This is a genomic window from Clostridium saccharobutylicum DSM 13864 (assembly GCF_000473995.1).
Taxonomy (GTDB): Bacteria; Bacillota; Clostridia; order Clostridiales; family Clostridiaceae; genus Clostridium; species Clostridium saccharobutylicum.
Genome location: NC_022571.1, coordinates 2,985,641 through 3,002,101 on the forward strand (window position 1 = coordinate 2,985,641; position 16,461 = coordinate 3,002,101).

The following is a 16,461-nucleotide window of genomic DNA, read 5'->3' on the forward strand; positions in this document are numbered from 1 at the left end:
TCCTAATCTATTAATTGTTTTCCCTTAGTGTAGTTAAATACTGGACCATCTAAACATATGTACGTATCATCCATCTTACAATGTCCACATTTACCAAGACCACAGCACATTTTTCTTTCTTGAGATATCCATATATTTTCTTCTGGAACTCCCCTCTTTAAAATTTCTGCCACTGTAAATTTCATCATAATAGGAGGTCCAACAACTACAAAAGCTGTATTTTTAACATCTTTTATCTCCAAATTTGGAATAAAAGTAGTAACTAATCCAGTTTTACCTTCATAACCTTCTTCTGCTTTGTCAACTGTTAAGATTAGGTTTATATTTTTTTCCCACTCTTTTAAATCAGCTTTAAACAATACATCATTAGGTGATTTAAATCCACAAATTAAATTGAAAGTTTCACACTTATCAGTGTTATTTGCAAAATAGTCTACCACACCTCTAACTGGTGAAAGTCCTGTTCCTCCTGCAACTACTGTCACTTCTTTACCTTCATAATCTTTTACATCAAACCCATTACCATAAGGCCCTCTTAAAAATAACTTATCTCCAACATAATTTGTGAATATTTCATTAGTAACCTTTCCAACTTTACGTATTGTTAAATCTACAGTTCCTTGACCAATACCACTTACTGAAATAGGAGCTTCTCCAAACTTAGGAAGTGAAACTTCAAAGAATTGACCAGGTTTAACTTCTCCTTCATAAGTCATTCTGAATGTATACTCTATTTCAGTATGTTTAATAACTTCTTTTATTTCTGATAAAAATGGGATATATTCATTCTTCATTTATTCCACCTCTTTCATAGCATTTTCAAGTTTGTTTATACAATTAGAGAAAGATATATATTCAGGACAAACATCATCACAACGTCCACAACCTACACACATATGATATCCAAAACGCTTTTTGTAATCATAAACTTTATGCATAACTTTAAATCTCATACGTTGACCTTGTGGTTTTCTAAATGTAATTCCACCTGCCATATCTGTATATCCATCAATTTGACATGAAGCCCAAATTCTACGACGTTCACCAGCTTTTCCATTATCTTTATAAAATATGTCTTGCATGGTAAAGCATGTACAAGTTGGGCAAACAAAATTACAACGTCCACAACCTATACAACGGCTTGTATACTCATCCCATATTTTTGAATCAACAATTTTTGTTGATAGATTATCTGATATATTTACATTAACTTTGTTTTCTGTAACAAAATCTGCCGATACTCCTTCTTCTTTAAACTTCTCCTCTTTTATAAGGTCATCTAACTTGTCCCATTTACAATCTATTAATGTAAAATCTTCACTAACTTTTATATAAGCATCATATTCATCTATCGTATTAGTTTTCATATTAACGCAGAAACAATTATCAAATGTTTCACTACAACCCATCAAAATGAATTTTGTATTTTCTCTAAGTCTTTTATAATAAAAATCTTCTGGACCATTATTTAAATAAATTTGATCCATACGTTTTAAAGCATGTAAATCACAACTTCTTAAAAATACAATAGCTCCCTTTTTAGGTGCATCTGCTACTTTTACTTCATCCTCTGTAAAATAGAATAAAGTTTGTGTTATAGGTAACAATATTTCCTTAAATGAATAATCAGATTTTCTATCAAAAACGATTTCCTCTATTGTTGATATTTCACCATATCTTACTGTGTCAGTATCTGAAAAACATCCATCTCCTTCAAAAACTTTTGGTGCATAAATTAAGTATTCTTTAGAAAGTTTACTTAAAAGAGAATTTACATCTTGGGTAATTATTTTATATCCCATTTTAACACTCCTTTTTTTCTTTGTTAATTTTTTCACTTTTTATCCTATAGCTAACATCCGTAGTGTTTCAACTTATACAAAGTAGAAATAACTGCTGTGCACTCCTAGACTAGGTACCCCTTGAGGGTATAAGCTCAACTAAGATTCAGATGGTGATCTCCTCCACCCAAATTAAGTTTCACTTGATGATATAGCACATTCTTTTAGCTATTATAATTAGCCTATACTAATAGAATAAACAAAATAAAAAATAAACACCGTGATATATATCACGATGTTTTGAAATAATCAGAAAGTTTTTGCAAATTAGGTATAAATATTTTTTTGTCTTTATAATGAATTAAATCAGCGTTTTGTAACACTTTAACAGCTCTTGAAATTGTTTCTCTTTGACTACCAAGTAAATCTGCAAGATAAGTAATACTTATGTTCATATCAACAATTATTCCTTCATTGCTGTTAATTCCATAATCTTTTCCTAACTTATATATTTTGGCTGCAAGCTTCTTTTCAATCTTTATAGAAGAGGGTGTATTTTTTAATTGTCTATACATACGCCTAACCTTACTTGCTAATGATTCTATAACTACTTTTGTAAGTTGAAAATCACCCTCCATTATCTTTAACAATTTGTATTTATTTATTGATAATATTTCTGCATCCTCAAACACTTCGCAATTAACAGAGGATGGTAATCCCTGAATTATTACCTCATTGATTATTTTTCCTTTATCTAAAATAAAAATCACTTTTTTTTGTCCATTTTCATTAATTTTATATAATGATACAGTTCCACTAACAACTATATAAATTATATTTACCGTTTCCTTATCTGAAAATATTATATCTCCTGCTACATATTTTTTTATTTTTCCGTATTTATCAATTAAAGAAATAGACTTCTCTGATATATCAGAAAAAACCTTCAATTTTCTAAGTTCTTCTTCATTATACTGCATATGTACTCCTTATTAAACATATTCAAAAATAATATTAATTTATATTGTATCATACTTCTGTGAGAAATTTAACAAAATAATATAAAACGATTTTCACCTAAAATTATTAGTTTTTTCTTTTGTAAATTTCTCCTTAAATAAACATATCTAAAAATATGTATGCGTGATTTATATCACGGTACTATATCTTCAAATATGCTAGAATGGAGAAAATAATTATACACATATATAATGGAGGAATAATATGAATAACTTGGAACTAAGGGGTAACTCTAAACAAGGTCTTACAGGTGCTACAGTTGGTTTTTTTATTGGATTTGCAGCTGTTGCACTTTATGGATCTACAGTTACTGTATTTAAACAAAATTTTGCAGGTATAAATCCAATTTTACTTGCTTTACTAGTATCAGCACCATCGCTATCTGGTTCACTACTAAGGATACCGTTTGCTGCTTGGGTTGATACTACTGGTGGAAGAAAACCTTTTATAGTCTTACTTATATTATCTATAATCGGAATGCTTGGACTATATATCGTAATGGCATTTTTTAAAGAAAACTTAAGTCAATATTATTGGATATTATTTATTCTTGCACTATTATCCGGCTGTGGTATAGCTACATTTTCTGTCGGCGTTAGCCAAACATCATACTGGTTCCCTCAAAACAAGCAAGGAGTTGCTTTAGGTCTTTATGGAGGAGTTGGTAATATAGCTCCTGGAATATTCATGGTTATAATTCCTAATATAGCACTTCCACTTTGGGGCTTATCAGGTTCATATTTAGCATGGTTAATTTTTCTAATCGTTGGTACAATAATATATTCTTTTATTGGTCAAAATGCATGGTATTTTCAACTTATTGAAAAGGGATTAAAGAAAGAAGAAGCTAAAAAAATAGCATCACAAGATTATGGACAAGAATTATTTCCTAATAACAAAATAAGTGAAAGCTTAGGAATGTCAGCTAAATCATGGAAGACTTGGGCATTAGTTTTAATATATTTTGCAACTTTTGGAGGTTTTATGGCACTTACAAGTTGGTTTCCTACATATTGGACTAGCTTATTTAAATTATCTATAAAATCTGCTGGTTTGTTGACTGCTCTTTATTCAATTATAACTTCCGTAACTAGAATTTATGCTGGAAAAATAGCAGATAAAAAAGGTGGAGAATCAACTGCACGTTTTTCACTTTTCATAATGCTTATTGGAGCAGTATGCATGACTCTAAGTTCATCTGTTGCATTCTCAATTGTTGGAATATTAATTCTGGCTATTGGTATGGGTGCTACTAATGCAGCTGTATTTAAGATAGTGCCTAAGGCAGTACCTCATGCTATTGGAGGTGCATCAGGCTGGATAGGAGGAATAGGTGCACTTGGTGGTTTTGTGATACCACCATTAATGGCATCTTTTATAGATCAATCAGGTAGTAATTTGGCTGGTTATTCAATGGGATTTTTAGTATTTATAGTTTTAGCTGTAATTGCACTTATTATATTAGCATTAATCAATAAGGCAAATAAACAAAACATACCAGCTTAAAATAAATTACTAACATAAATAACAATAATTATTTTTATAAAGCTGAGAATCTAAAAAAATAGAAATCTCAGCTTTATTTTTTACTCATTATAAAAAAATAATTACAAAATAATGTATACATTTCATACCATGTTAATAAATTAATACTATTGAAGAGAAGAACATTCTATTTATAATAAACAATTTCAACATACCTATAACTTCTTCCTGCGCTAAAACTATTTCTAATCAGTAAAAAGATAGAGATGACTAGCATTTCTATCTTTTTATCTTTTTATCAAATTATTCATCTTAAGCTCTTGGATGTGTGTGCATATAGATATAACTAATTTTATCATTATTTATTATCTCATAATATGTGTCCATATATGTTAAAACTTGATTTCCAAGTAACTTTTGAACTGCTCTCACGTTTGCACCATTTTGAAGTAAGTGGACTGCAAAAGAATGTCTAAATGTATTTAAATTTACATCTTTATCAATACCAGCTTTTCTAGCATACTCTTTAACTATTCTCCAAATTCCCTGTCTTGTTAGCTTATTACCATTTAAGTTTACAAAAAGATTAGATACACCACAATCCGCAATTTTATATCTTATACTTAAATATTCTGTTAATGCTTTACAAGCACTTCTACCTATAGGTATTAATCTTTCGTAATGTTTATTATCAGTGCATCTTACAAAATTCAAATCAAGATTAACATCTTCAACATTTAAGGCTATGAGTTCAGAAACCTTCATTCCTGTTGCATACATTAATTCCAATAGTGCATTATCACGTATTCCCTTTGGGCAATCCTTTTCAACTATTCTAATAATTTTATCTACTTCCTCAATGGTTAAAATTTGTGGTAATTTTCTATTGTTTTTAGAGCTTTTATATTCAATTTTAGGTACTTCATTAATTAAGCCCTCATTCTTTAAATATGAGTAAAAATTCCTAAGGCTTATTACTATTCTATTAATTGATCTTTCTGATTTGCCTTGATTCAAGAGATTTTGTATATATGACATAACTGTTAGTTTATCACTCTTGTATATATCAATCTTTTTTCTATTTAAAAATCTTAAATATAAACTTACATCAGTTACATATGCATATATAGTATTTTCACTTTTACCACTCTCTAGCAAATAATTTTTATAATTATTTATACTATTTATCATCGTTCTCTCCTATACCCATTGATTATAATTTATATTCGACAAATTTGCCTTTTTTCCTTTTTTATTTCAAGTTTCTTACGTATTTATTTTACTTATAAATAGAATCTCTTAGCCACAAATTTTATAAGACCTGGTGATATATAAGTTTCAACTAGTATACCTGCTATAAATAATATTATAATTATAATTAACTTATTCAATGCACCATTCAAACAGGAATCTTTGCTTTGCCCGCGTTTAAAAAACCTTTCTTTGAACCTGTCTGTTGACATAGCTAAGCAAATAACACTTAGTCCTATGAAACATGGAATGTATATTAAATTTTGAGGAATGATAGATACTAATGCTAGTCCTATTCCCTTGCCTTCAAAAGTAGTCACCATAAAAGAAAACGTATATCCTAAAGTGAAACCCTTTATTAAATCTAATATTAATATTATAGGCGCTCCAAAAAAAGTTAATCCCAATATAAATATAGGTACAATTAGAAGCATGTTTTTCTTAATAACCTCAAACAATAAGCTTCCATAATTAACAGGTTCATTTCCTATAGAACTAGTAAAACTTAAGAAGTAGTTCATCAAATCACTTTTATCTGCGACCCCCATGTACTTGACTGTATAAAGTCCAAAGGATATTCCTAAACAAAACATTATTAATACAATAAAAAAATAGGCTTTCTTATCCTTAAATGTAGTATTCAATTTATCAATAGCAAAATTCATCTCTTATTCCTCCTTCCGTTACTCTAATTTATACTATGTTTAATATTTACATTTTATTCATAAACCTGTCTATAACTATGTAATATTAGTAAATAAATTATTTATTGGTTAAATTATAAACTTTAAATTTATAATTTAATAGTTTTTCATTTCTATTTTTTTTATCTATAAAAGCAAAAATACCACATATATATCTAAATTTCTACTTAAATATATATATGGACTATGAAAAGTTTAATATATAAAAATTGATAAATATCTAACTTTTATTATTACATAATATAATTTTTCATTATATAGTCTCATATTGTTAATGATTAACTTTAAAACCAATGTAAATGCTTTAATATTAAATAATTTCTATATATTAGTTTTCAAAATTGTCATAATCTTGACACATTTTAATTTTATAATAATATTCGTAAAGTAGTTAAAGCATAATTATTTATCCCTATTACAAAATATTATTTACCTATTTTGAGAATGGTTTATTACACCCTAGTAAACCATCCTTTTTTATTCTACTAATAGTTGTATAATTTAATTTCATACTATATATTAAGAGATAAAAAATACTCTACCTGCTTAGGTAGAGTATTTTTTCTTATTCCTCTTCGTTCATTATTCCTAATTTATCAAATATCATAAAACTTAAGCTTAACACAATTGCCACTATAGTAGCTAATCCCATTCCTTTTAGCTCTAAATTTCCTAAAGTTAATTTTATACCACTCATTCCTACTACAAATATTATTGAAGCAAGAATTAAATTTCTTGACTTAGAAAAATCAACCTTTTCTTCAATAAAAGTTCTTAAACCAGAAGTTGCTATTGTTCCAAACAATAGAATACTTACTCCTCCTATAACTGGTGTAGGGATTGTACTAATAAGTGCTGATATTTTTCCTGAAAATCCTAAAATTATTGATACTAATCCTGCACCACTAATTACATATACACTATACACCTTTGTTAATGCTAAAACTCCTATATTCTCACCATAAGTTGTTGTAGGAACTGAACCAAACATTCCAGAGATAATAGTTGATAATCCGTCTCCAAGTAGAGATCTATGTAACCCTGGATCAGTTGCTAAATCTTTTCCTACAATGCTGCTAGTAACTTTTAAATGTCCAACATGTTCAGCAATTACTACAAATGCAGCTGGCAGTATTGTAAGTATTGCATTCATATCAAAATGAGCTAATTTTATATTTGGTACTACAAAAAAGCTTGCATTATTTACTGTACTAAAATCTACTAATCCCATAAAATATGATGTAATATATCCTACTACTATACCTATAAGTATTGGTATAACTTTCAAAAATCCTTTTAGTAACACATTACATAAAATCACTGTAATTAAAGTTACCATAGAGACAATTACCCATGTTACATTTAATGTTTGTGTATTACTTCCTCCTACTGGAAAGCCGGCCATATCAGCAGCATTACTAGCTAACTCTAAGCCTATTATTGTTATTATTGATCCCATTGCTGCTGGTGGAAATAATTTATTCACCCATCCCATTCCAGTGTAACCTACAATGATTGCTATTGCTGTAAAAGCTATTCCTACAAATACAAAACCACCTTGTATTGTTTGGAAATCATATCCTTGACTATATAATGATAATACTGGTGCTATAAAAGCAAAACTTGAACCTAAATATGCTGGAATCTTCTTTTGAGTAATAAACGCATATAATAATGTACCTATACCATTAAAAAATAGAACTGTAGTTGGGTCAACTTTAAAAATAAGTGGAACTAGAACTGATGATCCAAACATTGCAAACAAATGTTGAATACTTAATGGAATTGCCCTCATTAAAGGAATCTTTTCTGTAACGTCTACAAACTGATTTTCATTATCTAATATTTTATCACTATTTATCATACCGATCTCCCTTCTTAGTTTCTCTGAACTAAATTAAAAGTATGCTTTTCAAAAGATACCATAAATACGTATAGTTCGTCAATAATTTTATAGTATTTTTTTTATTTTTTTCAACTAATCAATATTTTATTGTAAATAATAAAACTTAAATTTAAGCTAATGCCTTAATTCAAGTTACATATTTCCATGTGCAAATTATATGTATAACTATTATTAGAACGCTAATAATATAAAAAAGGAGATGATTAATTTGTCAAAAAGCAAAAAAGATAAGCTAATTTTAAAAACAGGCAATATGTCACAATCCAAGGTTAAATCATATATAGAAAAAGAAGATACACCGAATCAAGTTGTATCTAGAGGAAGGGATATTACTATAAATCAAAAACATTGAGGCACATTCAAAAAACATGTTTTCCAATAAAAATACAAATATGTTCTTTTGATTTTTTAATATCAGTCTTAACTAGTATTGAAATTTAATAAAAATATAGTTCACTCTAATTTAACATTAAAAATTAGAGTGAATTTTTACTTTTCAAATATATTCAACTAATTTAACTTCTTAAATTAACCTTCTTGTGGAGGATACTCCATTTGTTCTGACTCTGCTTTTTCTTCAGCTGTTAAATCATCATATGATATAACTATTACTTCTTGAATTGATTCATCATTTGTTTTATAAACTTGCGTTTGTATTTTATTATCATACTTTTTATTTATTCCCTCATTATATATACTTTTTATTGCTTCAACTATTTTAGAATTATCACCTTTTATTTTATTGATATCATAGCCTTCATGTGCAACCCATATAGCAACTTGAGTTGCAAAATATGCATCATTTTCGTTATCTAAATTTAATTCTGCAATGGATCTATTAGGATATCCAGCTGCAATAACATTAGAAACTTTATCAGTTGGCTTTTCATTTAATGAAAAACTTTGCCCTGATGGATATTTATTATTTATTTCTAAGCAATACACAATATCATTGCTTCCATCTATCCTTATTCTTTCTGCTTGAATATCGTAGCCATCATATTGAACTTTATTTAAAGTTCCTTTCTCTGTAATTATTTTAACAGTATCAGGCATACCAGCACCCAAAATAGTACTTCCTAGCAAATTGAAAATAATAAAGCAACATAATACCTTTATAAATTTTTTTAAATTCACGCTAATCACTCCTACATTTATATTAATTTAAATATAGTTTGTGCTTGAATCATCATATATATTCATAAATTACCAAGCTATAAATTTAATTGGAATAATATTTTTTAACTAACTATTTTATTGTTAAATTCATTACTTGTAAACAAATAAAACCAGGGTTTAATTTTTAAACCCTGGTTTATTCAGAAACAAGTGTACTTATGGGGACTTTAAAATCATTTTCGGAGTAATCCTAAAATATTATTATTAAAATCATTATCCATGAGAATCACCTCTTTCAAAGTTATTATGTGTAATATTAAATAAAATATACATAATAGAAACATATATATTAAATTTATTTTCTATATACAATCAATATAGTTTGTAACTTATTCAATCACTAGTATCTTTTTGTTTTTATTAAATAAGATTTCCTTAATTGATCCAAAAATTATTTTTTTATTGTATTCTCCTGCCATCATATTAATTGAATTAATTTGTGAATTCATTAATTTACTTTTAAATACCATAATGGTCTCCTGATTACTCTCAAGTATTGCCTTAATGATATCCCTTTCATATGTATTTCCCATTTTCTTTTCTCCTTTGTTATTGCTTAACCTAAATAATTATAATAGTATTTGAATTTTATTACTTTTTACTTTGTTAAGTGTGTCCTAATTATTAATTCGTAAATTGTTTTTAAAATCTGACACTATTTTTTTATTACTTAAAATTACTTCTAACAAATTCAATTCTAAATAAATATTAAGCTCTATCCATATATCATTTTTTAATATATGAATGTATATGATTTATAAACACTAATTTTTAGCATAATGAAAGAACTCTATTTCTAGAGTCCTTTCTACTATCATTATTTTGCACTAGTTAAGTTACTTGGTATACCTAATTGATTGTAAGATATTTGTTCGGCTATATCTCTATCAATTTTCTCCAATGTTTTATCTAAAAAATCTTTCTTTACTTCATTAAATAATTCTTCCGAGATATCATTAAAGTATCCACCAAGTTTTTTAATTTTTTTACTTATGCTATTCTTTTTATATAATATATCTTTTGCCTCTTGCGTTTCTCCTTTTCCCTTACCATATTCTACATTCAATCTAAATAATAATTCTGTTCTTTCCTTTAATAATTTCGATATCTCGTTTCTATTACTATCCATATATACCACCACCTTACATATAACTAATTATACAAAAATTGGTATATTCCTTCTAACATTCTAATAAATGAAGTATTATTTAATTACATCTAATATTATAAAATCCAATATAATTTTTTCTAATATTATAATACTAACTTTTGACATCATTACAAGTATTGAAACTGCGTTATGATTTTACTGCTATTAATACTTATCGGTTATAAACCTTAGCAATTAGAAAAGTATACTCTTGAAAATTAGCATAAAATTATATACGTTTTCATAAAAATATGCAATTGTTTTCAATTATTTTTTACATTTTATTCATATATTATTAACTATTTATTCATACCTTGCAACGATTTCAGTCACTTCCAACCTTTGAAATTTTCACCAAAAAAGAATATTATAATAATATAGAAAATTAAATTTCAAGGAGGAAACAATTATGATAAAATTTATTAAAGAAATATTTAGTACTGAAAACTTAAAGAAAGCTATGATATATAATTCATTAGCAAATCCAAATATTAGACCATCTGAATTTGCACATTTAAGGAATGTTCTTAAAAATATGGATTCAAAAAATATTAATAAGAGCATTAATAAAGAAGTAAACATGAAAAAAATCGCATAAATTTCATACTATTTGGAGATAGATAAATATGGATAATAAAACAATATATAAAAAGAAGGCTTTATAGTTTTTAATAATAAAAATTATAAAGCCTTCTCTTTGTATATTTTAACATCATAAATGTTAAGTTATGAAATCAAATTATATTAAGTCATATTTATAATTATCATTCCTGTAACTACAAAGAATAATATTAAACTTAGTTGTATTTTGTATAATGTGTAGGAGGTGTAATAAACCATATTTATCATTAGAAATGTTAGGACAAAACTATACCTTTAGATAATCTTTAACTATTGAATAACTAATCTATATTTATTTCCTTATATACATGTTATTTTCTCCATACTGTTCAAAAAATTTATTTGACTGTTCTTTAGTTACAGATTCTCCATCTATAACATAACTTTCTTTGAAGAGATTATTTATAAGTTCAAATGAATGCACTTTAATAAGTTTACCATCTTCTAGCTTATAAACGCCACCATTTTGATTCCCCTGAAACATTACGCTTCCTAAAAGAACATTTTGTTTTTCAGAATAGTATACGTCATTTCCTAAATCTCCTGCAAATTGTATATTACCATTTTTATATGTAAAAACCGATGTTTTCGCATCAGCATGGCTCGTTTCACTACCAACTAACGCCTCATAAATTCCATCTTTATTTATATCTACAATATCAGCACTATAAGATGTGTTGCTTTTTATAAGTGAATTAGGAATAGATAAACCATATTTGTCCTTTAGCAGCCTAGGATTCGTTAATATCTTTGCGTAGGCTTGTATTTCTTCTGAACCAGTTGCCCAAGCACCATCGGAATTTAAATAATAACCATCTTCAATTCTATTTTGTACTAAATATCCATTATAACCAAAATAGTACCAATCCCCTCCAATTTGCTTCCATTGATTTTTATAATATGAATTTCCAACAGCATACCACCAGCCTTTTGAATCCTTCCGCCATTCTGCATTTGCCCTTATTGGATTCAATGCTAATATTGAAGCTACCATTAATGTGCTAGCTATTACTTTTGTTAATTTTATTTTTTTCATAATTATTCCTCCCTAAACTTACCTTTATATAATTATACATAACTTCATACTTTGGTTAAATATCTTAATTAGATAAATTTGCACTCTAAAGAACAAAGTGCCTGCGGCACGCTCCTTCGGAGAAATTACTCGGAGCTTAAACAAAAAAACATAGAGACTTGTATTTCTCTATGGTTTTCCTTATTATATATTGTAATTTTTTCCATATAACCCATTGTATTCTTTAGTTCTCATAACGCCACCACATTTTTCCCACGCGAAACAAGGCCGTTTATCTATGTTACTTTGATCCATCTCATAAAAGTATTCTACAACCTCCCTAGGTATATTTTCTGTTATTCCACATTTTAAGCATTTATATGATATTATATCTTCCACTTAATATCCCTCCAACTATGTTGTTGTCGGCTTTATTTTACCATATAGAACGCCTTTTGCAATTTCATATATTTCCAGAATATTTTCTAGCTTTTCTTTTCCTTCTTGAATATAAACCAAAGTATCTAGCCATTTTAAAGTTCTTATCTGGTATTTGTATATAACTTTTTTTATAAACTCAAAGACTGGTACTTTTTCTATTACTTCTTTATTATCTTCATGTCTTTTATATTTAAATGTTACACTTTTACTGTCATATGCAATTATTCTTGATTCTGCTATCGCAGGACGCCCAACATATCTACTAATATATTTTGCTGCTATCTTTGCTGATTTTATTTCATTTTTAGCATGAACATAGAAACCATCTTTATTATTTTATATATCTTGTTCTTTAATCGTCTAAAACTATCCTTATTTCCTTCTCTTTTTATTATTTCATCTAATAATATTTTTTGCCACCTCTTTCTTAATGCTTCATATGAAAAATATTTAAAACTTCTCCATATCGTTACTTTTCCCTTTCCGCCTTCTGTAACCATCATATGTACATGAGGATTCCATTTCAAATCTCGGCCAAAAGTATGTATTACTGCATAAGTGTTGATTAATCAATTTTTAACTCCAATCTATTAACTTATTTTTCATGTTGTTCAAAAATAAGTTAATAGATACATAGACTTCAACCTTATGCGTATTGTTAATAAGTTTTCTTATAAATTGAACTAATGATAATTTCACGTATTTTAAATTTTTATTCGTTTCAACGTAAGTAAAATTAAGCAAAACATATGTTATTAGTGATATAAAAAGTTGATTATATACAGCATTTTCAGTTGTTCCAAACAATCTCTTTACATTTAAATTTTGTTTTATAAATTTAAAAAAAGTCTCAATTTTCCAACGTTCTTTATATATATTCGCGATTTTTTCTGGAGTAACATCCATTAGGTCAGTACAAACTTTTACTGATTTACCATGATAATCAGTAAATTCAACTACTCTAAATCTATTTTGAGTTTTTTTAGTTTTTGTACCTAAATAGCAAGTCATATCTTGAACTACAGAAGAATTTTCTTCTACAAAACTTTTTAATTTTCTTGATTGTGAGAGTATTATATTATTTTTTATTCTTATAACAAAAGATTGATCTATTTCTTTGAACATATCAAATCTTTGATGCTTTCCATAGGCTCTATCTTCAACTAAAATAGAATTTACGTCTACTAACTCTTCACCTATAGGTCCATCATGCTTTTTCGCAATAGTTTCAACAACTTTTTGAGGTGTACAGTTACTAATATTTAGAGCTACATGAAGTTTTATTCCTGATTTTTCACCTTTAAATTTTGCCCATTTAAGACGATTCTCACCTACGGTCACGGTAGTTGAATCAATAGCTACCAGTTGTTTTGGTAAATTTAAAATTCTTCGCATTTGACGATTACATTTAGATATAATAATTTCAAATAAAGTTTTCGAAATTTCATAATTTACATCAGTTGCTTTTTTAGAAATAGTTGAATAATCTACAAGAGTTAGTCCATCAGCTTCCATATTTTCAACGCCATGTCTATAACTTTTATATTCATTAGTAGCTGCTGCTATAAAAAATTTAACTAGATCATATAACGTGAATTTTCGAGAATGTAGAATAACTTGTGTAAATTGAATATTTGATATGTTATATAACTGGAAATTTTATTTCCAGTTATATTTTTATCTTTCTTTTGAAATACTAAAACTGGATATTATTATATTTTTAGTTTGTGCCAAAAAAGATAATATATGCATAATTTCATAAAATGGACAAACTATACAGCTAACGCTTCGTTGATTCTTTCTTTAAACATTATTTCAAATTTTAAAAGTGTAACACCCCAGTTTGGAAGTGGTGAAGTCCATTTTTTCATAACTTGATCTGTTGCTAAATACAATGACTTTCGTAATGAATCATCAGTTGGAAATACAGTTCTAATCTTAGTGAATTTTCTTAGTTGCCTATTAAAACCTTCAAGTGTATTGGTAGTATAAATCATCTTTCTAATTTCTTTAGTATAAGAAAAATATGTAGATAATTTATCCCAGTTTTCATACCATGAATCCACTACAGAATCATAAAGATTATCCCATTTTTTCTTCAACTCATCGAGCTGCGCTAGCGCAATTTCCTCTGTATCTGCTTTATAAACAAGCTTCAAATCTTTCATAAATTCTTTTCTGTTTTTATAAGAGACATATTTTATCGAATTTCTTATTTGATGTATTATACAATTTTGAATACATACCTTTGGAAAAACAGCTCTAATTGCGTCTGGTAAGCCTCTTAATCCATCCATACATGCAATTAAGATGTCTTTAACGCCACGATTATTTAAATCATTGCATACACTTAACCAAAATTTTGCACCTTCAGCTTCGCCTATCCAAATTCCTAAAATATCTTTATAGCCATTCATATCAACTCCCATACAAATATATGCTGCTTTAGAAACAATTCTATGTTCATCTCTTACCTTAAAATGAACCGCATCCATATATACTATAGGATATACTGGGTCTAACATTCTGTTTTGCCATTCTGCTGCTGCGTCCATCACTTTATCTGTTATTTTCGATATCATTGATGGAGAGACATCTATACCATAGAGCTCTTCGAGTTCGGATTGAATATCTCTTGTAGACATTCCACGTGCATACAAACCAATTATTTTTTTATCCAGTTCACTACATTCTGTTTCATACTTTCGAATTGCTCTTGGCTCAAACTCTGATTTTCTGTCTCGTGGAATATCTAAAGGTACCTTCCCGTAACTACTTCTAACATCTTTTTTAGAATAACCATTTCGATAATTCTTTTCACTTTCGTTATCGGCTCTTTCATACTTCTCTCTGCCTAAATGTTCATCCATTTCCGCTTCAAGCAATTGTTGCATAACATCTTTTAATAGCTTTTGCATCAATCCATTCTTACCTACAACATCATCCATGCTTTTACACTTTTTAATTTCTTCTTGATAATTAATATCTGGTACTTTCATTTGGAATCCTCCCTTATTATTTTCAAGTATATTATTCCAAATCTACCATCAAACAATACAAAAAAAGAATGTAGTAGATTTGTTTTACACAAATCTAGCTACATCCCCGAATTTTCTTGCGATATCTATATATCCTAAGCTTTCACTTACTTTTTTTACTTCTTCATCAGTTAAAAATGTTTGAAATATATCAAATATAGTGGTAATATTTTTCATGAGGGCATTCTCCTTAGCATTATTTTGGTTCGCACTTTAATTTTACTATAGAATGCTCTCATTTTTTATATATTTTTATTTCTATTTTTTGGTTAATCAACACTTATGGTATTACTGATATAATTCCAGGGCTAAATTCTTCTTTTTTATTTTGATCAAACATCCAGCTCGTAACAGCTTTAGCTGCGCATTGCGGAAGTAACTTCAATCTATCTCTTTCTCTTCCAAAATAATTTCTAAGTTCCTCTGGAATTGTGAATACTATGTGCCTATGCTTTACATTTATTAGTTTTCCTAGCATTCCATTTACCCAATTATCAACATAAATCTTACCACATGATGTACAAAATCTACTTTTACACGTAAAACCAACTTTCTTTATTTCACCACAATCATGACATTTTAATTCAATGTAGCCATTACTTATATCCTTGCATTTCATAACTTTTTTTACTTCTGCAATAACACTAGGTCTAATTCTATTTTTATATTTTTTATAAAATTCGTTCCAAATTTCTTCTAATATTCTTCTTAATTTACTCTTAATCATTTCATCAATTTACCACATATATTTTCCTAATGCAAGTCTACACCGCGCTTTCAGCGGTCGCAATTTTTATACTTTCCTAGACATTAAAAAAATCACCTAGGTTAACAAACACCTAGGTAATCTTTTAATATTAACATATAAGT

17 protein-coding genes and 2 pseudogenes are annotated in these 16,461 nt (G+C 27.6%); 3 read left to right on the top strand and 16 right to left on the bottom strand.

Annotated elements, in window-relative coordinates; genetic code table 11:
- Positions 1-2: 2 nt before the first annotated feature.
- From asrB to CLSA_RS12815, 3 genes are all read right to left on the bottom strand, one after another.
- The gene (asrB, locus tag CLSA_RS12805; RefSeq protein ID WP_022746774.1) at positions 3-794 is read right to left on the bottom strand and encodes an anaerobic sulfite reductase subunit AsrB; all 792 of its coding nucleotides are present in this window, start codon (positions 792-794) and stop codon (positions 3-5) included.
- Positions 795-1,802 carry an anaerobic sulfite reductase subunit AsrA gene (gene asrA, locus CLSA_RS12810; RefSeq protein WP_022746775.1) on the bottom strand — a complete coding sequence of 336 codons (1,008 nt, stop codon included), beginning with the start codon at positions 1,800-1,802 and terminating at the stop codon, positions 795-797.
- Between the two features lie 269 nt (positions 1,803-2,071).
- Positions 2,072-2,761 carry a Crp/Fnr family transcriptional regulator gene (locus CLSA_RS12815; RefSeq protein ID WP_022746776.1) on the bottom strand — a complete coding sequence of 230 codons (690 nt, stop codon included), beginning with the start codon at positions 2,759-2,761 and terminating at the stop codon, positions 2,072-2,074.
- Between the two features lie 244 nt (positions 2,762-3,005).
- On the opposite strand from CLSA_RS12815, the gene CLSA_RS12820 reads away from it, so the two are divergent.
- Positions 3,006-4,307: an MFS transporter gene (locus CLSA_RS12820; protein ID WP_022746777.1), complete on the top strand. Its 1,302-nt coding sequence runs from the start codon at positions 3,006-3,008 to the stop codon at positions 4,305-4,307.
- 291 nt (positions 4,308-4,598) lie between these two features.
- Here CLSA_RS12820 and CLSA_RS12825 read toward each other — a convergent pair whose 3' ends face one another.
- The 3 genes from CLSA_RS12825 to uraA form a co-directional block, all read right to left on the bottom strand.
- Positions 4,599-5,477 (bottom strand): tyrosine-type recombinase/integrase, encoded by an 879-nt coding sequence (locus tag CLSA_RS12825; protein ID WP_022746778.1) that lies wholly within the window; start codon positions 5,475-5,477, stop codon positions 4,599-4,601.
- A gap of 92 nt (positions 5,478-5,569) precedes the next feature.
- A complete protein-coding gene (spoIIM, locus tag CLSA_RS12830) occupies positions 5,570-6,202 on the bottom strand; it encodes a stage II sporulation protein M (protein ID WP_022746779.1) in 633 nt (210 codons plus the stop codon).
- Positions 6,203-6,806: 604 nt separating this feature from the next.
- Positions 6,807-8,105, bottom strand: coding sequence for a uracil permease (uraA, locus tag CLSA_RS12835; protein WP_022746780.1), 1,299 nt, complete (start codon positions 8,103-8,105; stop codon positions 6,807-6,809).
- Between the two features lie 250 nt (positions 8,106-8,355).
- Here uraA and CLSA_RS23465 point away from each other — a divergent pair, with 250 nt between their 5' ends.
- Complete coding sequence (locus CLSA_RS23465) at positions 8,356-8,499, top strand: hypothetical protein (protein ID WP_169729029.1); 144 nt, start codon at positions 8,356-8,358, stop codon at positions 8,497-8,499.
- Positions 8,500-8,675: 176 nt separating this feature from the next.
- Here the strand turns inward: CLSA_RS23465 and CLSA_RS12840 are convergent, their stop codons facing one another.
- From CLSA_RS12840 to CLSA_RS12850, 3 genes are all read right to left on the bottom strand, one after another.
- Positions 8,676-9,284: a thioester domain-containing protein gene (locus CLSA_RS12840; RefSeq protein WP_022746782.1), complete on the bottom strand. Its 609-nt coding sequence runs from the start codon at positions 9,282-9,284 to the stop codon at positions 8,676-8,678.
- 371 nt (positions 9,285-9,655) lie between these two features.
- Positions 9,656-9,859, bottom strand: a complete 204-nt coding sequence (locus tag CLSA_RS12845; RefSeq protein WP_041716268.1) for a hypothetical protein — start codon at positions 9,857-9,859, stop codon at positions 9,656-9,658.
- A 284-nt stretch (positions 9,860-10,143) separates the two neighbouring features.
- Positions 10,144-10,455: a hypothetical protein gene (locus CLSA_RS12850; RefSeq protein WP_022746784.1), complete on the bottom strand. Its 312-nt coding sequence runs from the start codon at positions 10,453-10,455 to the stop codon at positions 10,144-10,146.
- A gap of 430 nt (positions 10,456-10,885) precedes the next feature.
- Here CLSA_RS12850 and CLSA_RS12855 point away from each other — a divergent pair, with 430 nt between their 5' ends.
- Positions 10,886-11,074: a hypothetical protein gene (locus CLSA_RS12855; RefSeq protein WP_022746785.1), complete on the top strand. Its 189-nt coding sequence runs from the start codon at positions 10,886-10,888 to the stop codon at positions 11,072-11,074.
- A gap of 315 nt (positions 11,075-11,389) precedes the next feature.
- Here CLSA_RS12855 and CLSA_RS22120 read toward each other — a convergent pair whose 3' ends face one another.
- The 7 genes and pseudogenes from CLSA_RS22120 to CLSA_RS12885 form a co-directional block, all read right to left on the bottom strand.
- Positions 11,390-12,133 (bottom strand): hypothetical protein, encoded by a 744-nt coding sequence (locus CLSA_RS22120; RefSeq protein WP_022746786.1) that lies wholly within the window; start codon positions 12,131-12,133, stop codon positions 11,390-11,392.
- Positions 12,134-12,316: 183 nt separating this feature from the next.
- The gene (locus CLSA_RS12865) at positions 12,317-12,511 is read right to left on the bottom strand and encodes a hypothetical protein (RefSeq protein ID WP_022746787.1); all 195 of its coding nucleotides are present in this window, start codon (positions 12,509-12,511) and stop codon (positions 12,317-12,319) included.
- A 15-nt stretch (positions 12,512-12,526) separates the two neighbouring features.
- Positions 12,527-13,107 (bottom strand): annotated as a pseudogene (locus tag CLSA_RS24595) (IS91 family transposase); the annotation flags it as partial.
- Positions 13,108-13,129: 22 nt separating this feature from the next.
- The gene (locus CLSA_RS12875) at positions 13,130-14,194 is read right to left on the bottom strand and encodes an IS4 family transposase (protein ID WP_064530701.1); all 1,065 of its coding nucleotides are present in this window, start codon (positions 14,192-14,194) and stop codon (positions 13,130-13,132) included.
- Between the two features lie 131 nt (positions 14,195-14,325).
- On the bottom strand, positions 14,326-15,552 hold the full coding sequence (locus CLSA_RS12880; RefSeq protein WP_022746790.1) for an IS256 family transposase: 1,227 nt from the start codon (positions 15,550-15,552) through the stop codon (positions 14,326-14,328).
- An 84-nt stretch (positions 15,553-15,636) separates the two neighbouring features.
- Complete coding sequence (locus tag CLSA_RS24345) at positions 15,637-15,768, bottom strand: hypothetical protein (RefSeq protein WP_022746791.1); 132 nt, start codon at positions 15,766-15,768, stop codon at positions 15,637-15,639.
- 109 nt (positions 15,769-15,877) lie between these two features.
- A pseudogene (locus CLSA_RS12885) lies at positions 15,878-16,318 on the bottom strand (transposase zinc-binding domain-containing protein); the annotation flags it as partial.
- Between the last annotated feature and the right edge of the window lie 143 nt (positions 16,319-16,461).